Below are 20,792 nucleotides of genomic sequence, written 5' to 3'. Positions count from 1 at the left end.
ATCACGCCTTTGTCAAAGGTGTTGCAACCATTTCTGTAGCCAGGGCGCGACCGCTTCATAAGGCTCAAAATGCTCACACGCATCCACATCCAGCCTGGGCTCTGTCACTGTGGCATTGAGCTCCTGAACCAGCGCATCGATCTGGCGCCCGGCACCACAAAAGGTGTCACCGTAACTACTGTCACCCAACGCAACAACCCCTACGGTTTTCCCCGTCAGCATGGGAAACTGACTTTGCATTTGCAATACTAAGGGTAGCAGGTTTTCCGGGATATCGCCTTGTCCGGTTGTTGAAGAGATAAACAGTAAATTGTCCGCTGATTTGACCTGCTCGAGCGTAGGCACGTCGACGATCACTGCACTATGCCCTTGCTGCTCAATGTCGTTTTTAACTTCGGAGGCTAAGTTTTCTGCATTGCCAAATACTGAGCCAACAAAAAGCGTAATGGATGCCATTATAGATAGTCCTTTTCTGTGTCTGGCCAGCCCAGTTGCTTGCATAAGTTCAGCATTTCTTCTCCCAAGCTGGCGCGAATGGTGATGGGTTGTTGACTATAAGGATGCAAAAACTTGAGCTCAGTTGCAAATAACATCAAACGACGAATACCAAAATGCCCCTGAAAAAAGTGATTTTGCTTGTTATCGCCATGATTCACATCGCCAATTATCGGATGATTCAGGTGATTAAGGTGACGACGGATCTGATGTTTACGACCCGTTTTTGGAAAACACTCCACCAAAGAGTATCGAATGCTGGGGTATTTACCCAACGGTATATTGAGCGTAGCCTGATGCAGACAGTTGAACTGAGTTTGTGCTTCCTGTGGCGCTTTATCCTGATCCGCAAACTTATCAGCAATTTTATCAAGCTGCTCTTTCAAGGGTTTATCAACATACACATCTTGCGGTGCAAAGCCCCGTACCAAAGCCAAATAGCGCTTTTGCACCGTGCCGTCGATGAAGATCTGATTCATATCACGCGCAGCCTCGGAGCTCAGCGCAAACAACAAAACACCGGAGGTCGGCCGGTCAAGTCTGTGCACTGGGAACACATGCTGCCCCAGCTGGTCCCTGAGTATCTGCATCGCAAACTGCGTTTCACGTTTGTCTAGAAACGAGCGATGAACCAGTAAGCCTGATGGTTTATTAATGGCCACATAATGTTCATCCTGATAAATGATCTCTAACATCCAGGCCTACTCCGAAACAGCTGAGTCTAGGCGCTGTAACACACCCAGCAATGCGTTAAACTGGGGGTGTTGCGCTAAGTTGACTTCTGCCATGGGCGCGATGGCCATATTGGCAGGTAAAGGTGCGCCGTTTTGCAACAAAGTACGCATCTTGACGATAAAAACAAACTGTAACCATTGCTCAAACCGTAACGTATCGCAGCAAAATGGCTGAGTAGAATGTAACGCCTGTTCCGAAACGGGCTCTGCCTGCCAAAGTTTAGCCTGGCGTAACGTGTGTTCGAGCTCATCAAGCAGTTGCCATACTGGGTGATCCATAGTGCTTCCTCAGACAAATACAAAAGCCCCATTATACCCGATCCAACGCGGGCGTTTGTATCTTTATGGTCACCCTTATCAGTCACCAAGAATAAAGTTATAATCGCGCTTCAACGCAATTAAGTGAGATGAAAATGACAGCGCAAATTACGACTTTAGGTGAACTACTAACTTCAGCAGGCACGCAATGGCGCGCCTATGATATTGGCCGTCGCATAACCAAAATCGATAAAAAGCAGTTTGCGCAAATAGAAACCACTCAGGTGCCCTACCCTTACCCACTCGCTGGCCACGCATTATTAGCGATTCAGTTTTGGGACAACCAGGCCACTCAGGATCCCTATGTGTGGTTTTTGAAGCTCCCCCTGGATGAACAGAGTAAACTGGTTGCTGCCAGCCGTGACCACTTTGCCTCTATGGTCATCGATGCCTTAGGCACTCAGCTCACCGGCGAAGCGGCGCAAGGTAAGCTGGATAACAATCCCTATGTCTATGCACCTAATGCCAATAAACTGGCCGCGTTTAATGCGTTGCTGAAAACCGAGCTCAAGCGCCCTGCGTCTCAGTATTATGAATATGCCGAGCTCTATATCGCTGGAAAACTGGGGTTAGATCAGTGGCAAAACCTGGCAGTACAAGGTCTGGCTGACTTTGCCATGCGCCTGGAGCATGGTAACAACCAGAACAATCTCAAGGCCCACTGGTCACAATTACCCAAGGAAGTTCAGTCGCCTCTGGCGGCCATGTTAGAACATGTTGCCATTGGTGTTGAGCTAACCGAGCACTTATTGGCTGGCCTGAAACAAGCCGTGAACGATCAAGACTTGACTGCGTGTATCAATCACCTCAGAGCATTATCGGGTAGCCATAGTCTCGGGCTCATCGCTGATGCTGTTGATGCTATATTAGACTCACCACTGGCTGCCCAGGCCGATCTGCAACTCACGATTACCGGGCGCTGCTGGGAAACACTGACTGACTCCACAAGGCTAATTAAGCTCATGGACAGTGCGGCACATAACACTGAGGTGGACGGCTTATTTGAAAGCATTTTCGCCGATCTGGTTGCAATTCCGACATTGCGCCCACATGTCTTAGCTCTACTTAGAACAGAAAATCGCAGTGAAACACTGTCCAGAGCAATAGGCAGGCTATTTAAACGATGATCACTCTTTGGCTTTTTATTCTTATTGGCGCAATCATTGCGTCATTTTGGTTTGGCCGTCAGATTGCTGAAGCGGCACAACAACACGCTGTAGGACAAGCAGAAAAGCTCAATGTCCAGTTACTCAGTGTCGCCTGTGTTAAACGCAGGCTCGGTGTACTGAGTAATGGAAAACTGGGAATAAAAAGCCAATTTGCGTTTGAATTCAGCTCAGATCAGCAAAGTGCTTACACCGGCACTATGCACCTTGAGAACCTCCGTCTGAAAAAAATGGATGTTCCACCCCACCGCATGCTGTAATTTCCATAGTCGGGTGACAGATTAAAGTGCGTTTTTCCGAACGGTCACACATGGTCAGCGTGATAATGGTGAGATGTGAGATTAAAGAATGGTTTTGAGGTGTACTTTCACAAAGCAAAAAACCAAGGCGTAACCCTTGCGCTACGCCCCAATCTGACGAATTTCCTGGGAGGTATCCAATTCCTCTGCCTACAACAAACTAGCAAGCCGCCAAGCTTCATCATCCCCTGAACGGGTATACATCCTGACATACCCGATCTTCTTCCCTGACTTCATCCGATAGGTTACATCCTGTAGATATCCTTACCGCATCCAAGCACATCCTTTGTCGACTTGTGTAAACTCTGTCACACCGCTCGACTTGTCTTCCCTATTCCTTTTATAAACAACGTCCTTTTTGTGTCCTAAGCCATCCTGGCCTTGTCCACTTCGCTTATCCTAAGCGTTCCTGACTTCCGTTGTTAAACATCATCCTGATGTTACCCGAGTCTCCCTTGACTCTGTCCACTTCGCTTATCCTAAGCGCTCCTGACTTCCGCTGTTAAACATCATCCTGATGTTTCCTGAATCATCCTGACTCTATCCACTTCGCTTATCCTAAGCGCTCCTGACTTCCCCTGTTAAACATCATCCTGATGTTTCCTGAGTCATCCTGACTCTATCCACTTCACCCTTTCCTGGCACTGATGTCCTTCCGTCCTTGAACACGATTAAGTTTACGCAATCCTGAATAATGGAAAAGGCGCTTTTTCTCACACTTTTTTTCGTCACCTTCTTGAAATATTCACAAAAACAATAAATTTCAACAGCTTAACTTATTACAGAGGGTTAAAACACTGATACTAAAACGCCTTGACCTACATTCATGTGAGAAAAGTCTCACAGGCTTTTTTCCATAATGGCGGTTCGACTGTTAAACAGCAGTTCACCCTGTACTGATTTGAAGGTTAAAACCTGAAGTTTTTCATAGCCATGCTGACTAAAAAAGAAGTTCTGCTCGGCTTCAGACACAAATACCCCGAGACCACTGGCCAACGGATTTTCTTTAACTAATTCGTCCAATGCATCCAGTAAATGATGACCCAATCCTTGACCCTGATAGTGCGGCTCTACGGCAATAAACGAGAGAAAATAATAGTGCCCGCAATCTGCCAATGCTTCACGTATGGTTTTCTCTTTGTCTATTAATTGCTGAGTTTGTAAATATCCAGCGCTCATCATTAATCGCAAACGCCAGTCCCAGCGTCGCGATGCTTGTAGCTCTGTCTGAGCTTCAAATACACAGGCAATCGCCAGTAAGTCTTCTTCCTGGTAAAGACCGATTAAAGGTTGAGCAGACTGGCCGAAACAGGATAACTCCTCACGGATCAAAGCACGGAGCCGAGATTCATAGGTTTGTTCATCCGCACCACCCAGTACGTCTTTGAATAACTTGTCATCATGGTAGGCTCTGTATAGCAAGCTGGCCGCCACCCTGCTGTCTTCCGGGGATAAATGTTTAATGGTTAGCTGCGCACTGGTTGTTGAGTTTGTCATGGTAAGTCCTTGTGTTTTTTGTTGTGATTATCCGACGATTTTTTCTTGGTCGGTGTTGTAAATCTACTATAGTTATAGCGTACTTTTTAAACAACCAGAGGGCATATGGACACCAGTGCACATAACCTAAAAAACTTATTCGCTCAGCTTGGATTAGACAACAGTGATGCTGGCATCAAGGCATTTTTTAGTCAGCACACACTGCCCAGCGATATGCTTTTGGCAGAAGCCCCGTTTTGGAACGAAGGACAAAAGCACTTCATTGAAGAGTCACTCAGAGAAGATGCTGACTGGAGTGAAATAATCGATGAGCTGGATGCAAGATTACGTTGAACAAAGCTGGCCAAACTGGCGATAACCGGAGCATTACCCTGCATGTGCAGTGCTAAACACATGTGACATTGAAAAGCGCTATATGTCATCTCACAAACACGAGATGCACCTTTTTACTGGTGATGTTGTGGCAGCTTAGGTGATACAATGCGCTAAGTTTTAATTTCCAGAGGCCGCTTTATGCACCCCGCAGTTTTAAACGCAATTGCCACACTCGTTGCGCAAGGCAAAACCCCTACCGTTGCCACCACCAAAGCCAAACTGGCTGAGCCCGTTGCAATGCCCTTGATCATTGCGGGACTGACGGCTTATAAAAATAACCCCGATCTGCTGTCAACACTGGACGATCAACCAATACAGAACGCACAACCAGCAGCACAGGATAACGCGCAGACACAGTTAGATCGCATTGAGGCGAAACTGGATAAATTACTCGCTCTACTGGAGTATCGTTAAGATGTTCGTTGTTGATCTCACTTTTGACTGTTATCAGGACACCACGCTTGAGCAAGCAGAGCAGGCAATCAACAGAGTGGTTAACGCGCTGCGTTTCAACGGCCAAATCATTGGCGATGAATTTCCCACCGTTTTGAAAGAAGGCTTTTTTATTACTCGGGTGATGTGTCCACTTGAAGATGCACTGCATCCTCTGCATCACAGCCCATTCGTTAAGCACGCCATTGATCAACTTCAGCAGGCGGGATTGTTAGCACCTAAAGTCAAAGTGATAGGTCAGGATATTCATGCCAATGGCGCTGATCAATGCCAGTCTCCGTCCAGCTATATTCTCTATACAACCTATGTGCACACCTGTAGTCCGTTGTATTGTGGTGATGATTTTCAGCCAGTGCCTCTGTATAAGATCCCGGCCATCGCCAATGGCGATTATAAAGCACTAATAAAATGGCAAGAAGACTGGCAGGCCTGTGATCAGATCCAGATTAATGGTGCAACACGCTGCGAGTTTGCCGCTCTCAATGAATTGACTAGCCTGGACAGCGACCTCACCCGTCGGGGCTTGGATCTCAGTAAACGGATCCGCTATCTCACTAAAAAACCGGTTTATTATTACTTGTACCGGGTTGGGGGTGAAAGCCTGGCACAGGAAAAAGCACGCTTGTGCCCGAGCTGCGGTGCACAGTGGGCATTAGATGAGCCCTGGTTTGGCATTTTCGATTTCAAATGTGATGCCTGTGAACTGGTTTCCAATATTTCCTGGGATTTCCAGTAAAGACGCAAGAGGTGGCCTCGCCACCTCCTGATATAGCTTAAAACTGCGAGATCAGCTGAGCCAGAAACGCACTCAGACTGGGCGCCAGCACTGTATGTGGCGCCTTACCCACGCGTTCAAGACATACCTCACCCGTACTGAGTTGCACTGTAATTAAGACATCTTCCTGCGCAGTCAAACCAATAAAAACGGTATCAGCTTGCTTCAGGCGACGCTTCATTAACACATGCCCGGTGATATTCTGTTGCAAGCGCTCGAAATCTTCTTCATTCCAGGCCTGCAGCAGTTCAACCTCTTCTCCATCCAGCGTAGCCACAATATTGCCACCATACGCTGTGCCATAAAACGCATTTAACTCAGGGCTAAACTGAGTTTCCAGCGCACTGGCCAGTGCAGTCAAATCACCGCCCGGATTTCTGGACACGGCTTGCCAGGCAATCAGGCCATCGCCTCTTGGCTCACCGGTTTCACACGGGCTGGGCCATTGTGCATCATGCTCGATCAATGGCCAGTGACCGTGGGTCTGCTGTACCGAGTTGGCAAATTTATCATGAAGTTCGAGGATCAAAGTGCTCACGCTCATACTGCTATTTTCGCTCATTATTCGCTATAATCGGAGCCATTGTAACTACTAATGGATCAACATGACAGACTACAATAACGCCCCGGAGTTAAAAGCCTCTGTGCTGGGTAAAACCACCGAATACGCCAGTCAGTACGAGCCAAGCTTGCTTCACCCTATCGCGCGCAAGCTTAATCGTGATCAGATAGCCGTTGATGAGCAGGCATTGCCATTTTTTGGTGAAGATATCTGGCATGGTTATGAGCTGTCCTGGCTGAATACAAAAGGTAAACCCCAGGTGGCCATCGCCCGGTTTGTGTTCCCTTGCCAGAGCAGTCATATTATCGAGTCTAAGTCATTTAAACTTTATCTGAACAGCTTCAATCAGAGTCAATTCGCCAGCTTTGAGGCGGTACGTGACACATTACAGCAGGATCTCTCCAAAGCGGCCCAGTGCGATGTTACAGTGACCTTGTACGGCCCTGACGACCACAACTGCCTGCCATTTTCAGCCCTGCCTGGAGAGTGCATTGATGAACTAGACATTACTGTGGATGATTACAGCCCACGAGATGGCTTATTAACTCTGGAAAACGACCAGCAAGTGAGTGAAACCCTGCACAGCCACTTGTTAAAGTCTAACTGCCTGATCACCTCTCAGCCAGATTGGGCAAGTATTGTTATCCGCTATGAAGGGGCGAAAATCTGTCGTGAATCATTGCTACGTTACCTGATCTCATTTCGTGACCACAATGAATTTCATGAACAGTGTGTAGAGCGCATCTACTGCGATCTGCTGCGCGCGCTCAACCCCGCCAAGCTGGAAGTGTATGCACGTTATACGCGTCGTGGTGGCCTGGACATCAATCCGTTCCGTTCCAGCGAACAAAATCAGACCACCTTTAATGTCCGGATCAATCGTCAGTAAACGCTTCAATCGGCACACTGACAGCGCAAACATCGGTGTGGTTGGCCTGGTGTAAAAACCAGGCTTCAGGGCGATTCTTGCGCGCTGCAATCAAAGCCCGAAATGCATGACTATGGGTATTGAACACCCGAAAACGTTGCTTGTCGGTACGCTGAATATCCGCCAATACCTCAACGCCAAGAATAGGGTTAAAAGGCTGGTTTTCTTCAGGTTGTCTGTGCAATCGTTGCACATGTTCCATACCAGCTAACACTCGGCCAAAAACCGTGGTATTTAAATCCAGATACCGTTGTGCTGTTAATGTGAAATAGAATTCACTGCCCCCGCTATCAGCGCTATTTTGCCGCGCCATCGCAAAAGTACCCGGACAATGGGTCTGCCAGGTACGTGTCCCTTTGTCGTTCTGTGCTACGGCAAACCCATTTAAAAACCCGGTCCGTGGTGCATAACCATCGACCAGGTTTAAGGGAGTGATCTCCTGAGGCTCTGCGGTTGCCAGGAAAAGCTCAGCCGGAATAGTTTTTGACCCCTTGAGCGGGTGTTTCTCGTCGCTCTGATCTCCGCCCTGTGCGACAAAACCTTCAACAAAGCGATACATAGTCAAGTCACGGTAAAAGTCCTCTCGCGCCAGCGCTTTAATATTTTCCACATGGCCGGGCGCCAGCTGCGGGTTCAGTTCGACATAAACGGGTCCCGTTGGCAAAGTGATCTTAAGGATGTGCTCCAATGGTACTGACCGCCAATCCGCATCGCCTGCCTGTGCGATGATCTCAGCAGGGGCTGGTGTCGTCTGAGGTACATTAACACTATCAGTTTGTGCCAGTTTGTCGGTTGCCTGACAGGCAGTGAGTGCGAGGAGCAACAGCGCTGCTGTGCTCATCCTTGATGTTATTTTGCGTATTATTATTGTCATTATATGTTCCTGGTTGATACCACAATTCGCTGCGCGACAAAGGTGTCTCGGCAGACAAGGTTGGATTCGGCAAGCGCAGGTGAGTGCGCCCAGCCAAGTCGAGTTGTGTTAGCTGATCCGCGAAATGGCGACGAAATAGCTGCTCAAAACAGCCATCCGCAATCGCTTGCTCAAGGCCTGCTTGCAGCAAATCACGAAGCTGAATATTGGCTTTATCGACAAACAGATAAACTGCTGAGGGATAACTAATTAATAGACTGGGTTGCACCATAATATCAGTGCGTGAAGGAAAGTCATTGGCAGCCAAAATATCTAGCGGCACGACATCCAGGCGTTTGTTGCTGAGCATAGTCATGGCCTTTTCGGTATCGTGGAAGGCTACCACCTGTAACCCGTTGCGTTCGAACACTGCTCTGTCAGGCCAGTCATGACGCAGCCCAAACAACAAAGGCTGCAACTGCCCCCAATGCTTAATATCCACAAAGTCCGCCGCTCGGCTGGCAGCAATGAACAACACACGATAGCCCAGCAAACCTTTAACCAGTGGGATACGCACAGCCAGGGCCTGCTGCTCACGCGCCTTACTGGTCACAGACCAAAACACATCAATGCCCGATGGTTTACCGAGCAAACGCAATGCCCGACTCTGTGTCGGGATCCCGACAATTGGCTTAAATGTCACAGGTCTGGGTTGATAAGATAGTGCCAGTGCCAGTAACTCAGTCACATAAGGGTTGGCGCCCGCAGTGACACGGATCTCAAGCGGCCCAATAGCACGAGAGGCCGTGGCAGAGCCGGAGATACAGAGCATCAGTAGCAACAAAAAACGGCGCATCATTCGTCCCAGTCAAACTTATACAGCAGATCAATACTCTTATATAAACCGCTGGTGGCTTCAATATAAAACTTTGAAAAAATACGATACCGCACTGCCACTTCGCTGAGCGATGCAAATACCCCGACCCGGTAACTCACCTGTACACTGGGCGTCAGATAGCCAGATACTTCAACCTGAGTATCGTCTCCGCTGCCTTTGGCGGTCAAATTCACATCCTTCACCCCTATCGTCTCTCCCGCTTTGGCGAAGTAACCCTTACTGCGATCGATACTCTGCGACAATAAAAACTGTGCCAGCATGGTATTGTTATTACTTTCCCCCTCACCCAATGGCTGCCCATTGAGCAAATAAGCCAGCGCCTGTGCCTGATCCATCGCGGGCTCTGAGTAAATCACCAGCTCCGGGCTGCGAATGCTGCCTTTCACTTCAACACCAGCAATCACGCCATTGGCTGTGGTATCTGGGTTGCGTATCGCACGCACATTGATATAAGGCTTATCCAATGGGCCATTAAAGCCCAGCTGACCAGTCTCTATGCTCAAATCCTGACCAAATGCCTTATATTGTCCTTCTCGCAGATTAATCTCGCCGCTGGCCAGCATGGCTGAAGCGAGTTGTTTTTCCAGCGATAACTCACCTGCCAGATAAGCATCCAGCCCCATCGCTTTGACTCTGACATCATCAAGCAAACTGACATCCAGGTCGAGCCGATAATCCACTATCTGAGCAGACTCACTGGCACTGGGATTAGCGCCATCAATGATGACCTGATCGTCACTCACAGTAACAACCCCTTCTGGCAGTTCTTCTATCTCAATACGTCCATAAGGGACACTGACCGATCCCAATAACTCAGCATACTGGCCGTTGTAGCTCAGTGACAAATCGGGCGAAATATCCAGTTCGATACCTGGCTGTGGCATCAGTGTCAGGCGCTCGCCATTGAGCCGCAATTTCGCCGCCATAGCGGCATGCCAATCGATCTCGCCGGTGAATGTAAGCTGACCTCGGGGCAATGTGTGTAGCTCACCATGGAGCAGAGCCTGCTGGCCACTCAATTGTATATCAAGGTCTAAATCGCTGATGGCCATCGGAATTTCACTGGCTTTTAGTTGAACATCCGTGGCTCTGAGCTGCCCACTCAGCTGCGGCTGAGACAGTGCACCATCGATGCCTATCTGACCAGCGATAGTGCCAGCCAGTTCCAGATCGGGCCACAACAGACGGCGGAGCAAAGGCTTAAACTTATCAAGCTCTATGCCTGCGATGTTGACAAAACCGCGCATAGAACGTGTCTCTGCCTGCAATGGCATCGCCAGCTCGCCATTGAAATGACCTAACTTTTTGAGCGCCAGTTGCCAGGCCGTTTTGGCTTGTTGTGCATCACTGTTGAGTGTCAGTGCAAAGCGTTCTATTTCAAGAGGTAAGGTCGGCGCAACGCTGTCCTCACCATCATCGAGCTGCTCAGCAACAGCGCCATGTAGAATAACCTGAGCGTCAGACATATCCAGCTGCCCATCCAACGCCTGTAACTGACCTTGTGACCAGTTTGCCTTTGCATGACCCGATAATAAGCCTTGTAGCTGCGCCACGTTACTAAGTAACGGATTAAAATGCGCCAGGTCTAGTTGCTGCAACTCTACGCTGGCTTGGCCCTGAGCCCCCTGCTGCGCCGCGAAGCAAAGCTGACCGGGTGCCAGTGTCCAGCATTGACGCCCTATCTCCACTTGCCCGTCTTTAGCCCGAATAGGCGCAGGTGCCACCAACGCCAGTTCGCTATTGTTTATGCGTAACAGACCAGTATCAAGTTGACCTGTCCAGGCTTGCTGAGCATACTGCCCACTCAGGGCCAGCTCGGCACTGCCGCCGCTATTGTCAACTTGCACCCTCAGCTGATGCTGACTTTGATCACCCTGCACTATCACACTAAGTGCCGTTTCGGGTAACTCACCCTGCGTCACAGCCGGCAAAGAGACATGCAAATCCGTCAACCAATTTTTGGCTATATCCACCGTCAGTGCCAGTGTACCGCCGTCAAGCGCAGTGTCCTCATAGACCAGTTTGTCGAGCTGGCTGTTCAATGTGAGCTTTGGCATATCAATCGGTCCGGTCGCCGTAAACAGCCCTGACAGGTGCGCATCCACAGGCAAAAGCGTATTTCGTTCATGGGCCAGGGTCAGCTCACCTTGCAAGTCCAGTTGTTTATCGGCTTTGCCTGACAACATAACCTGACTTTGCCCATAACTAAGCTGAGCAGCCTGGATCTCACCGTGTAAGTTACTATTTACTTCGCCTCGGACCATCACTTTTAGAGGCAATGCAGCCAGCTTGCCAGAAAGTGTGAGTTCATCGACCTGTGTCAGCCAGTGCTGATCCTGCCGAGTAAACTCGAGCTGATAAGCGCCCGACAGCTCAGTCTCATCCAGTTCAAGCCAGGCACCTAAAGGCAGCCTGTATAGCTCCCCCTGTAACTGACTGCGAAGCCCTTCTTGCCAGCTCACCTGAGCATTCAGTTGCGTATACGCTTCTCCCAGTGCTACCTGAGCTTCTTCCAGCGTCAATGCTGTCAGGCCTCCATTGGCAGCCAGTTTCACAGTGAGCTGATTATCCGGCACGGCCAGCTGTTCGCTCAGCACCACATTGGCATTCGCTGTAAACTGATAGTCATCCGCTGTCCCCGAAGCACTTAGCATCAGCTGCTGCAGCGTGTTATCCGCATCAAACGCAAATTGCCCAGCCTGAACATCCAGTGAAAACGGCCAGTTTGGAACTGCTGGAGTCACACTTAATACGACTTTGCCTTGCACCAGACCTGTCGTATCCGCAACCAGTTCAAGTTGCTGCAAATCACCTTTAAATGAGGCCGCACTTTGATAATCCGGATGCTGATAGTCAAGCGTACCAGATACAGCCCAGCTGCTCAGGTCTGCCTGCGCTGTGGCTACCAGCTGATGTGCGAGATAAGCCATCGACAAGCGCTTTATCGATAATTCGGACTGCTGAGCACCTGCGCTTAATGCTAACTGATTCAGTACCTGAGTATCGCCCCCGTATGATTGATAAACAAGCTCACCTATAGTCAGTTGTTCAAGATCAACGGCCATTGGAAGGCGTATGGCTGGCAAGGATAGCGCTGGTATCTCTGTCGGCATAACGAAAGGCGCGGCAGGTGCTGGCGCTTGAGTTTGTGTGACTTGTATGCTGCGCAGTGCAAACTGACCAACCTGCATAACCTGCTCATCAATGCGCGCAGTCAGCATCAGTTCATTAAGATCTATCTGATATCCCGCAGCTTTGATATCTGCAACGTCCAGTGTCAATTGCTCGATGGCAACTGAGAAAGGCACGGTCACAGAAGCTAGCCCAGACGATGGCTCTGTGCCTGCAGTGCCAGGCTGAGCATTCCCTTGCTCAGTCAGATGCAACGTCACCTCGTCGGCACGGCCAGAGAGGCACAGGGTTGCACAGCTAAACCATTCAAGCGACAGACTTAGCTGACGCGCGTCAAAAACAAACTGTTCGTTTTCAAACTGGATATCCAGCACAGCATTAGACAATAAACGTGCCTGCGGCGAGCTGATCTGTAAACCGGAGACACTGTGGTTGGCCACCCAGATAACGAACTTGTGACCGGGTAAGGTAAATAGCAGGCAAAATGCGGTCACACATACACCAAGGACAGCATAGCTAATACGGCGCAGCCAGGTTTTCAATCCCATTACATCTCCGGTCCAATCACAATACTTAAACGGGTACTTTTGCTGTCTTTACTCAGCCCCCAGGCGTGGTCCAGCCGGATTGGCCCAACTGGTGTCAGATAACGCAGCCCGAAGCCGGCTCCCAATGCCCATTTCTCTTTAAAATCATCCGTCGCCGTACCGCTATCAACAAACAGCGCTAGACGCCAGTTAGGCAATAACTGATAATTGTACTCAGCACTGGCGGTCGCCAGGTATTTGCCCCCCAGCAACTTACCATCCTCATCTCGAGGAGCAACCGACTGATAGGCGAACCCTCGTACGCTCTGATCGCCACCGGCAAAAAAGCGCATATTAAAAGGTACAGCCGCAATGTCATCTGCCACAATCGCACCGACTTCAAGACGCGTCAAAAAAAAGTGCCGCTGTTCCAGGTTTCGCAACCAGGCGTTTCTCCAGCGAACTTTGAGTAAAGACGTTGAAGAGATCACGGAGTCACTGGCCAGCTCGACCGAGATCAGTCGCTCATTCCCCCAGTAAGGCAACATTCCACCCAGCGTTTGCTTTTTCGCATAGCTAACCCCCGGGATCAGCATTTCAGTCTTAAGTACCTCACCATCTTGTTCACTGGTTTCATGTTCACGTTTTAAAAACGCGGTACGCACCCAGTTGCCGGATGTCAGCCATTGACGCTGAACCTGGATATTCCAGGTTTTGGTATCCACCCCTTCGGTCAGATCATCTTGTAACTGATAACCACCAAGAACGCGAAATACATCGCTATTGGGGTCACTCATCGGGATAGTGTAAGCCGCACTGATATCCTGCTGACGCTGAGACACATTGAGATCTGAGGTCATCGAATGTCCCCCGTCAGTGATCCAGGGCTTACTCCATTTAAAGCGCGCTTTTGCCCCCAACTCAGTGCTATATCCACCACCAACTTCATAGCTGTTGGCGGGTTTATCGACCAGATCAACACGGATAGGGACCTCCCCCTCTTGCCTGGCTTTAAGCAAAGGATATACCCGAACACTTTGAAAATAGGGGGTTTCATTTAATGTCAGATTGTACTCAGACAATTTATCCGCAGCATACAACTCACCAGGCTGAAACGGGCTCAGCGCTCTGGCAAAGTCTATTGCTTTTGACTCAGATGACAAACGCAGCGCACCAAAGCGATAGCGGGGACCAGCTGAAAGGACTAAGGTAGCAGAAACCTGCTGCAACTCAGGCTCTACCGTCAGCTGCTTTTTCTGCCATTGAAAATCAAAATAGCCCAGCTCCAGCAGCAAGCTTTCTATTTGCGCTTTGGTGGCTTCATACTGATCATGTCTGACTTGCTCGCCCGCCTGGATTGCACCCGCGATTAAACGGCTGCGTAGAGTTTCATCTTCAACCCCCTGGAGGGAGATCTCGACTTTGTGCCAGGACAAGGGTGTCCCGGGATCCAGATGTAATGCGACACCGCGAGTCTGAGGGTCAAATACCACAGAGAGTGTGTGGCGATAATATCCAAGTGCCTGCAATGCCTTAGTAACATCTTTATTTATAAGCTTAGTTCTGCGCGGCGTAAAAGGTTTACCCACATACGAAGCCATAAACCGTATGACATTGTCCCTTGCTTCATCAGTCAACTCAGCGCTGTCAGGGGCACTGTGGATGGTAAACTCTGAGATACCAGACGACGCTATAGCCAAGGAATGAAATGAAAAAAGTAGCACAACAAGAACGGTACTAAACGCAGATAAACGCACTAAATAACCCTATAAATCACAATGGCATTATAATACCACAGCAAGTTGACGCTGACATGGCGTGGTTAGGCTCATTACTGTGTTATTTTTATGCGCATGCATACAAATTTTTGCGGTCAGTGCTTTTTATTTTGTGTTGGATAGCGGACAATATCGCCAGCTATTTTAACTTGAGTACGATTATGCAATTCCCTGATGATGACAACGGCCAGCTTCTGTCTGAAATTGCTGCAGCCGGTGTAGATCTCACCCAGATGCACAGCATCGATTTTTTTATCTTGTTTGAACAAAAAGCCGACGCAGAACGCTTTATGAGCGCCATATCTGCTGATGAGTTGGCACCCAAAACTAAGCTGGATACCTGCCCGGATACTGGCGTGTGGGAAGTTGTGACATCTGTGACTATGGTGCCAGATCACCAGCTTTTAAGCCAGACCGAACAATACCTGGAGTCTATCGCGAACAGCCACGAAGGCTACGGTGATGGCTGGGGGATCCTCGCAGAGTAATGCTCGCGTGTTTTGGTCGCGGATAACAGCAAGCTCAGGTTAGCTCTTATCCGCGGTGCGATAACTGCCCTGATAATCAAAAATCTTCTCGCTCACCTGCCAGCCATACTTTTTATGTTGTCGCGCAATCACAAAATCCGGTGCCGATAATACAGTTGCATCCACCTGTGCTGCCTCTGTCCATGCCTTCACGTTAACGCCAGTCCGACAGTGCTTTTCAAACTGGCGAACAAAATAATGTCGACTTTTAGGGTTCTCAAAATCAAACACTTCACTGACGCTGGCTCCGTCTTCGTCGAAATAAGTGATTTTCAGCACATGCGTCTTAATCACTTCACCACTTAATCCGCTGCAACGTATCACCATGGCGTTTTTTAAATTCAACGCCGCGCGCAGCTTGTCATCGGGATCTGCCAGCATCACCCCACAACTATGGCACTGACGGGCCGCGATATCGTTCTCGGCACCACAACTGTCACACTCCTTGAACTTAAAACGATAGTCACATTGTTGCTCGTTGCCTTCGTCATCCTGCAACAACCCCTGGCAACGTCTGCCAAAATGCTCTATAACTCGCCCCTGTTCATCATATTTACCCCAGAAAACATTGCCGAAGCCACAGCCAGGGCACAACACCTGAACAGGTTCATTGTCTGAGTTCGGTTTCTTACTGCCGACTTCAGGATGGAACAAATCAAATTCATTGGCTGCATAATCAATCACCAGACAGTCTTTTTTGCCCTCACTGAGGCGCAGACCTCTGCCCACAATTTGCTGATATAAACTGACAGACTCGGTGGGCCTTAAGATCGCAATGACGTCGACATGAGGTGCATCAAACCCCGTAGTTAATACAGACACATTCACCAAATACTTTATTTCTCGACGTTTAAAAGCAGCAATGATGTCATCCCGCTCCCGGTTATCCGTATCACCAATCACCAAAGCGGTTTGCTCTGTCGGTAAATAACCTATGATCTCTTTAGCATGTAATACGGTCGCAGCAAATATCATCACCCCATGACGCTCTTTACTCAATGATACGACGTGATTAATAATGCTTTTGGTGGCCCGTGTATTACTCTGCAACAGCTGATTCATATCCGCTTCACTGTAACGACCAAACGCATTGCTATTCAGCGCGGAGAAATCATAATTTTCTACTGCCGGATCGAGTTTATTAGGTGGAGTGAGATAACCATGCTTGATCATATAACGCAGTGGTAATTCATAAATACAACGGTGGAAAGGGCTATTTTCACTGCCCCGAACAAAGCCATGATAGTGATTTCGATACACCCAGCCACTGCCTAACCGATAAGGCGTTGCAGTCAGCCCTAAAAGCTTTAGAGCAGGGTTAAATTGTCGCAAGCGTTCAATCACCGCCATATACTGACTGTCTTCCTCACCGCTGACGCGATGACACTCATCGATAATCAGCAAAGAATAAAAAGTGTCTATCGCTTCTAAATTCCGAGCCAGTGATTGAACACTGGCAAACGTTACCTGATGAAGCGTCTCTTTTTGTTTTAAACCCGCTGAGTAAATACTCGCGTTTAAACCATAGCTTTGATATTTCTGGGCGTTTTGCTCAACCAGCTCTTTTACGTGTGTCATCACCAGAATTTTGTGTTTCGCCAGTCGGGCTAACTGTGCAATCACCAGGCTTTTACCTGCTCCTGTTGGTAACACAATAACCGCACTGTCATCGGACTTTCTAAAATGCGCAATGGTATTAGCGACAGCTTCTTCTTGATAAGGTCTTAACGTGTAAATAGGAACACCTGAGAATATTAACGAATTAGGAAAAAGACAAAGGTGGAATAAGGCAGGATATGAGAGTGAACCGAATACTTGTCCACTTAAATAGTAGTAAGCCAGTCACCTTTGAAATACAGTGACTGGCCTTAGACGCTCACAATTAGATTTTGTGATCTTCTAAATTAACGCCAACAAACGCCTTTGGTGTTTTACCGCGACCAGTCCATTCAAATACTTCACCGTCTTTTTCAATTCGGTATTTTGGACGAACCTTGCTACGCTTATCTGTCGCACTTTCCGAAGCAAAATCTTCTAAAGACAATCCTTTTTCTTTAATCAGTGCCAAAACTTCTTTTTTGGCTTCTTCCTGTTTTGCTTGCTCATCAATAGCAGCTTGGATCAGCTCCAGCGCTTTATTCAAATCACTGTAACTTGCAGTCTTTATAAAAGATCTTATTTCACGCATTGGATTACTCTCATAGATTGTTGAATTTAGAATTTTCTAAGTTAATTAAGCTCGATATATAGAGAGTATATTATATTTATCTCATTTCAAATTAAAAGTGATTAAATTTATAATGCCTGTTGATAATTACTCAATATTAGACACAGCGCCAGAACATTTTCCACTCTTAGGCACAAAGACAGCATAGCAACCCAGGCTAACGCATCCACACTTTTACTTCAGCCAGACCATTCGACTGCAGCAACTGGAGTTGAGATTCCACATTTTGACTTTGCTCAAACTCAAAAGCATCCAGTTGTTCATCAAAAGTAATGGTCGCAGCGCCATCTCCACCGCGCTGTTTTACTTCATGTAATGCGATATCAGCCAGGTTAACCGAGGCCTCCCAGCCGATCACCTGTCCTCCCAGCAAGGGCAGTGGATAGAAAGACCAACCCACAGAGACACTCAGATTTAGTGACTTACCATTGGGTAGCTTAAAGTCAAATTGGGCAATTGCTTTACATAACTCACTGACATATCGCTCAACCTCAGAACATTTAAAATCTCGCAAAAGCAGCAGAAACTCATCACCGCTCCAACGCGCCACATAATCTGAGCCCTGCGTACGGGTATTGAGCAAGGTTGCAAGCTGCTGCAAACAGCTATCTCCGCCAATTGGACCATAGGCATCGTTGATTTTACTGAAACTATCTATATTTAAGATCATCAGCACCAGGCTCTTATCCTGCTGACGCAATGACTGTGCATTGCGCTGATAGTGCTCAATGTCCTTAGGAAGCTGATCAAATAAGAAGCGACGACTGCGAAGCCCTGTCAGCTCATCTGAGTGGCTCACCAGTTTCAGTTGCGTATTCACCTGATTCAATTTGTCGTTGGCTTTTCTCAGTTCGGTCGTACGCTCAGCAACCAGCGCTTCCAGTGCAGCCTGTTTACGTCGCTCCTGAGTACGGAACACCCAGAACACCAGATAGAACAAAAACATGAAACCACAGGTGATAATCAAACGGAAAAACACCGTTTCATCAAACCGCTGAGGCAATTGCAAATTCAGCGACAGATTATGTGCCTGTTGCCAGTCCTGACCACGGCGCTTTACCTGTAATAAGAAGGTGAAATCGCCTGGCGGTAAATTCGTATATATGGCTTCGCGACGTGACTGTGCATCACGCCACTGGGCATCATGTCCTTCCAGTTTATAGCGAAACTCGATACTTTGCGGTGCATAAAAATCGATAGCCGTGTAGCGAATCGTCAAATCACGCTCGCTGGTGTCGAGTTCAACCGGGCCCTCAAGTCTGTCTGGTGTCAGGTTTCGGTATGCCGTAGAGATACTCTCAAATTTGGGTGCCAATTCAGCAGCACTAAACAATTGCACCTTTTTCGGGATCCGCACTATGCCTTGCAGGCTGGGATAGAGGAGATAATCATCCTGCTCAACCACAGCATCATGCCCCAGCCCGGTACAACATTGGCTCGGCACCCCATCCAGTTGCCTGTCAAAGGGGTTGATCACCTGTTCAACCTGCAGGTTCTGCACAGCTTCACTAAACTGCGCCACCGGCATCCGATACACCCCTTTCATGGTACTCACCCAAACGAGCTCCTGGGATTTATCGAAATGCAATGACAGAATCGGGCCATAAGGTAGTCCGTGAGAAGCATCCAGCTGATGCCAGTCTCCATCCTGGCTTCTATAATAAAGGCCATCATAAAAGGTCCCCACCAGAGTGGCGCTGCCTTCTATGTGTAAAATGCTGGTGACATAAGCAGACTCAAGGGACGTCTGTCCGCCTATCTTCTCGATGCCACGTTCATTATATTTATAAGCCCCTTTGTCGGTGCCAATAAAACCAAAGCGAGGGAAGTCGACGACATAGGTAATAAACTGGCTGCCAAGAAAGGCATTATAAGTGAAAGGTGTCAGTCCACTGTAATCGAGCCGATATAGACCACGCCCGGTGCCTAGCCATAATCCACCTTGATTGGAGGGGGTCAGTGTAAAGACCTGAGTCTGACGAAATTCTCGATTAGGGATAGCCAGTAATTTATCATCTTCATAAATAACCACACCACGACCGGTGCCAAGAAACAAACGTTCGCCAATAAACTCCATATCATGGATCTCAACCCCTTTGAGCTGCTCTGCACTGATCACCGGCTCAAAGTTATCGTTGCCATCCAACCGACCGACACCTTCACGGGTTGCAACCCAAACATTTCCCTGCAGGTCTTGCGTAATAGCAGAAACGGCCTGCTCGCGCTGCGTCCCAACAGCGAAACGCTCTACTCTGCCAGCATGCGCCAACCACAAGCCTTCATTGATACTGGCCATCCACACATTTGAGTCGTTGTCGATAAAGATATCTGTAAACCAGATCCCTTGATCCAGCTGTGCCAACTCAACATATTGCCACTGACCACCACTTTCCTTGTACAACAGCCGCCCGTATGTGGAGACCCACATGCCGCCTTGCTGATCACTTAAAAATTTATAAGTCGCGTTATTGCCAATCTCATCGTAGCGCCGCAACACTTCATCGAAATCAAGAAAGTATGCTCCCAACTGAGAAGCCAGGAAAAGCTTACCGTCTATCCAGGCAAGGTCATGGATATTGGTCTGCGCTAACTGTCGGGGTAATGAAACTTTGCTCGACAGTTCCAGTCGCATATCATTGGAACCCATAGATTGCGATTCGCTGATCCGCAGTAAATGGCGCTCATTGATCAGCCAAATCCCTTGCGGCGAAGAGGTCATTTTGGTTACAGAGCCAACGATTTGGCTGATATGCGTCAGGGAGAGTTTTTTACTATCGAGGTTATTTTCGGCCAGAGTAAGGCGTTTGGCCGACACGTAATATAAGCCATTTGCCGCGACCCAGATATTGCCATTGTGGTCTTCGAGAATATCTCTGACTTCACCCTGAACGTCAAAACGCTCTGCGACCAGCGTCTGTGGATTTAAACGGGTCACACCCCGGCGGGTACCTATCCACAACATGCCAAATCGGTCTACGAAAATCTTATTGACCGCATTGCTGTCGAGAAACGTGCTGTTTTGGGTCGTATAATTGCTAAACTGCAAGCCATCAAAGCGACTTAAGCCGAACTGTGTCCCTAGCCAGATATAACCCTGCTGATCCTGTACAACACTTTTTATACTTTGCGACGGCAGCCCGTTTTGCATACTCCACTGTTTAACAACATAATCATTAATTGCCGCATTCACGCCGGTGGTAAATATACACAGCAACAGTAGAAGTATAAATCGCATAGGCTCCCTCTTC

The 20,792-nt window shown here is 48.4% G+C and carries 19 protein-coding genes; 7 read left to right on the top strand and 12 right to left on the bottom strand.

The features are described 5' to 3' along the window. Positions 1 to 12: 12 nt before the first annotated feature. Genes IY568_RS19110 through IY568_RS19100 form a run of 3 tightly spaced genes read right to left on the bottom strand, consistent with a single transcriptional unit; the run spans position 13 to position 1,508 of the window. Positions 13 to 456 (bottom strand): flavodoxin domain-containing protein, encoded by a 444-nt coding sequence (locus tag IY568_RS19110; protein WP_010382766.1) that lies wholly within the window; start codon positions 454 to 456, stop codon positions 13 to 15. Continuing rightward, entirely contained in the window at positions 456 to 1,190 is a 735-nt protein-coding gene (gene truC / locus IY568_RS19105) for a tRNA pseudouridine(65) synthase TruC (protein ID WP_194868417.1), read from the bottom strand. Before truC ends, IY568_RS19110 begins: the two co-directional genes overlap by 1 nt. A gap of 6 nt (positions 1,191 to 1,196) precedes the next feature. Further along, on the bottom strand, positions 1,197 to 1,508 hold the full coding sequence (locus IY568_RS19100) for a YqcC family protein (protein WP_194868416.1): 312 nt from the start codon (positions 1,506 to 1,508) through the stop codon (positions 1,197 to 1,199). A 134-nt stretch (positions 1,509 to 1,642) separates the two neighbouring features. Between IY568_RS19100 and IY568_RS19095 the strand changes: the two genes are divergently transcribed. Both IY568_RS19095 and IY568_RS19090 read left to right on the top strand, forming a co-directional pair. After that, the gene (locus tag IY568_RS19095; protein WP_125563510.1) at positions 1,643 to 2,674 is read left to right on the top strand and encodes a DUF3549 family protein; all 1,032 of its coding nucleotides are present in this window, start codon (positions 1,643 to 1,645) and stop codon (positions 2,672 to 2,674) included. Further along, on the top strand, positions 2,671 to 2,973 hold the full coding sequence (locus IY568_RS19090) for a DUF3301 domain-containing protein (protein WP_010382772.1): 303 nt from the start codon (positions 2,671 to 2,673) through the stop codon (positions 2,971 to 2,973). The genes IY568_RS19095 and IY568_RS19090 overlap by 4 nt, the downstream gene beginning before the upstream one ends. Before the next feature lie 879 nt (positions 2,974 to 3,852). Here the strand turns inward: IY568_RS19090 and IY568_RS19085 are convergent. After that, positions 3,853 to 4,509, bottom strand: coding sequence for a GNAT family N-acetyltransferase (locus tag IY568_RS19085; RefSeq protein ID WP_194868415.1), 657 nt, complete (start codon positions 4,507 to 4,509; stop codon positions 3,853 to 3,855). Positions 4,510 to 4,614: 105 nt separating this feature from the next. Between IY568_RS19085 and IY568_RS19080 the strand changes: the two genes are divergently transcribed. From IY568_RS19080 to IY568_RS19070, 3 genes are all read left to right on the top strand, one after another. Further along, positions 4,615 to 4,842 carry a DUF2789 domain-containing protein gene (locus tag IY568_RS19080; RefSeq protein ID WP_125563514.1) on the top strand — a complete coding sequence of 76 codons (228 nt, stop codon included), beginning with the start codon at positions 4,615 to 4,617 and terminating at the stop codon, positions 4,840 to 4,842. Between the two features lie 180 nt (positions 4,843 to 5,022). Next, positions 5,023 to 5,298: a hypothetical protein gene (locus tag IY568_RS19075; RefSeq protein ID WP_194868414.1), complete on the top strand. Its 276-nt coding sequence runs from the start codon at positions 5,023 to 5,025 to the stop codon at positions 5,296 to 5,298. Between the two features lies 1 nt (position 5,299). Next, complete coding sequence (locus IY568_RS19070) at positions 5,300 to 6,073, top strand: Zn-ribbon-containing protein (RefSeq protein ID WP_138538641.1); 774 nt, start codon at positions 5,300 to 5,302, stop codon at positions 6,071 to 6,073. A 37-nt stretch (positions 6,074 to 6,110) separates the two neighbouring features. Here IY568_RS19070 and syd read toward each other — a convergent pair whose 3' ends face one another. Then, positions 6,111 to 6,656, bottom strand: coding sequence for a SecY-interacting protein (syd, locus tag IY568_RS19065; RefSeq protein ID WP_125563520.1), 546 nt, complete (start codon positions 6,654 to 6,656; stop codon positions 6,111 to 6,113). A 61-nt stretch (positions 6,657 to 6,717) separates the two neighbouring features. Between syd and queF the strand changes: the two genes are divergently transcribed. Further along, positions 6,718 to 7,563 (top strand): NADPH-dependent 7-cyano-7-deazaguanine reductase QueF, encoded by an 846-nt coding sequence (gene queF / locus IY568_RS19060; protein ID WP_194868413.1) that lies wholly within the window; start codon positions 6,718 to 6,720, stop codon positions 7,561 to 7,563. Here the strand turns inward: queF and IY568_RS19055 are convergent. From IY568_RS19055 to IY568_RS19040, 4 genes are read right to left on the bottom strand one after another with little or no spacing between them, the layout of a single operon-like run. Further along, positions 7,550 to 8,443, bottom strand: coding sequence for a peptidylprolyl isomerase (locus IY568_RS19055; RefSeq protein WP_194868412.1), 894 nt, complete (start codon positions 8,441 to 8,443; stop codon positions 7,550 to 7,552). The genes queF and IY568_RS19055 overlap by 14 nt on opposite strands. After that, a complete protein-coding gene (locus IY568_RS19050) occupies positions 8,373 to 9,311 on the bottom strand; it encodes a transporter substrate-binding domain-containing protein (RefSeq protein ID WP_164517613.1) in 939 nt (312 codons plus the stop codon). The genes IY568_RS19055 and IY568_RS19050 overlap by 71 nt, the downstream gene beginning before the upstream one ends. Next, positions 9,311 to 13,033 carry a translocation/assembly module TamB domain-containing protein gene (locus IY568_RS19045; RefSeq protein WP_194868411.1) on the bottom strand — a complete coding sequence of 1,241 codons (3,723 nt, stop codon included), beginning with the start codon at positions 13,031 to 13,033 and terminating at the stop codon, positions 9,311 to 9,313. Before IY568_RS19045 ends, IY568_RS19050 begins: the two co-directional genes overlap by 1 nt. After that, positions 13,033 to 14,769 (bottom strand): autotransporter assembly complex protein TamA, encoded by a 1,737-nt coding sequence (locus IY568_RS19040; RefSeq protein ID WP_194868410.1) that lies wholly within the window; start codon positions 14,767 to 14,769, stop codon positions 13,033 to 13,035. Before IY568_RS19040 ends, IY568_RS19045 begins: the two co-directional genes overlap by 1 nt. Before the next feature lie 182 nt (positions 14,770 to 14,951). Here IY568_RS19040 and IY568_RS19035 point away from each other — a divergent pair, with 182 nt between their 5' ends. Further along, a complete protein-coding gene (locus tag IY568_RS19035) occupies positions 14,952 to 15,278 on the top strand; it encodes a ribonuclease E inhibitor RraB (RefSeq protein ID WP_125563533.1) in 327 nt (108 codons plus the stop codon). Between the two features lie 39 nt (positions 15,279 to 15,317). On the opposite strand, the gene IY568_RS19030 is transcribed toward IY568_RS19035, so the two are convergent. From IY568_RS19030 to IY568_RS19020, 3 genes are all read right to left on the bottom strand, one after another. Then, on the bottom strand, positions 15,318 to 17,054 hold the full coding sequence (locus IY568_RS19030; RefSeq protein WP_194868421.1) for a DEAD/DEAH box helicase: 1,737 nt from the start codon (positions 17,052 to 17,054) through the stop codon (positions 15,318 to 15,320). Between the two features lie 145 nt (positions 17,055 to 17,199). Next, positions 17,200 to 17,505, bottom strand: a complete 306-nt coding sequence (locus tag IY568_RS19025) for an H-NS family nucleoid-associated regulatory protein (protein ID WP_125563537.1) — start codon at positions 17,503 to 17,505, stop codon at positions 17,200 to 17,202. A gap of 196 nt (positions 17,506 to 17,701) precedes the next feature. Continuing rightward, positions 17,702 to 20,779, bottom strand: coding sequence for a ligand-binding sensor domain-containing diguanylate cyclase (locus IY568_RS19020; RefSeq protein ID WP_125563539.1), 3,078 nt, complete (start codon positions 20,777 to 20,779; stop codon positions 17,702 to 17,704). Positions 20,780 to 20,792: the final 13 nt, after the last annotated feature.

The organism is Pseudoalteromonas sp. PPB1 (genome assembly GCF_015356275.1).
Classification (GTDB): Bacteria; Pseudomonadota; Gammaproteobacteria; order Enterobacterales; family Alteromonadaceae; genus Pseudoalteromonas; species Pseudoalteromonas rubra_D.
The sequence above is the reverse complement of the archived record's forward strand: the minus strand, read 5'-3'. Positions and strand labels throughout refer to the sequence as shown.

Bases quoted from the DNA above. Each gene is read 5' to 3' on its own strand.
- IY568_RS19085 (WP_194868415.1), bottom strand. From the start codon at position 4,509: ATGACAAACTCAACAACCAGTGCGCAGCTAACCATTAAACATTTATCC.
- IY568_RS19070 (WP_138538641.1), top strand. From the start codon at position 5,300: ATGTTCGTTGTTGATCTCACTTTTGACTGTTATCAGGACACCACGCTT.
- syd (WP_125563520.1), bottom strand. From the start codon at position 6,656: ATGAGCGTGAGCACTTTGATCCTCGAACTTCATGATAAATTTGCCAAC.
- truC (WP_194868417.1), bottom strand. From the start codon at position 1,190: ATGTTAGAGATCATTTATCAGGATGAACATTATGTGGCCATTAATAAA.
- IY568_RS19075 (WP_194868414.1), top strand. From the start codon at position 5,023: ATGCACCCCGCAGTTTTAAACGCAATTGCCACACTCGTTGCGCAAGGC.
- IY568_RS19035 (WP_125563533.1), top strand. From the start codon at position 14,952: ATGCAATTCCCTGATGATGACAACGGCCAGCTTCTGTCTGAAATTGCT.
- IY568_RS19095 (WP_125563510.1), top strand. From the start codon at position 1,643: ATGACAGCGCAAATTACGACTTTAGGTGAACTACTAACTTCAGCAGGC.
- IY568_RS19090 (WP_010382772.1), top strand. From the start codon at position 2,671: ATGATCACTCTTTGGCTTTTTATTCTTATTGGCGCAATCATTGCGTCA.
- IY568_RS19045 (WP_194868411.1), bottom strand. From the start codon at position 13,033: ATGGGATTGAAAACCTGGCTGCGCCGTATTAGCTATGCTGTCCTTGGT.
- IY568_RS19055 (WP_194868412.1), bottom strand. From the start codon at position 8,443: ATGAGCACAGCAGCGCTGTTGCTCCTCGCACTCACTGCCTGTCAGGCA.
- IY568_RS19100 (WP_194868416.1), bottom strand. From the start codon at position 1,508: ATGGATCACCCAGTATGGCAACTGCTTGATGAGCTCGAACACACGTTA.
- IY568_RS19080 (WP_125563514.1), top strand. From the start codon at position 4,615: ATGGACACCAGTGCACATAACCTAAAAAACTTATTCGCTCAGCTTGGA.
- IY568_RS19025 (WP_125563537.1), bottom strand. From the start codon at position 17,505: ATGCGTGAAATAAGATCTTTTATAAAGACTGCAAGTTACAGTGATTTG.
- queF (WP_194868413.1), top strand. From the start codon at position 6,718: ATGACAGACTACAATAACGCCCCGGAGTTAAAAGCCTCTGTGCTGGGT.
- IY568_RS19020 (WP_125563539.1), bottom strand. From the start codon at position 20,779: ATGCGATTTATACTTCTACTGTTGCTGTGTATATTTACCACCGGCGTG.
- IY568_RS19050 (WP_164517613.1), bottom strand. From the start codon at position 9,311: ATGCGCCGTTTTTTGTTGCTACTGATGCTCTGTATCTCCGGCTCTGCC.
- IY568_RS19110 (WP_010382766.1), bottom strand. From the start codon at position 456: ATGGCATCCATTACGCTTTTTGTTGGCTCAGTATTTGGCAATGCAGAA.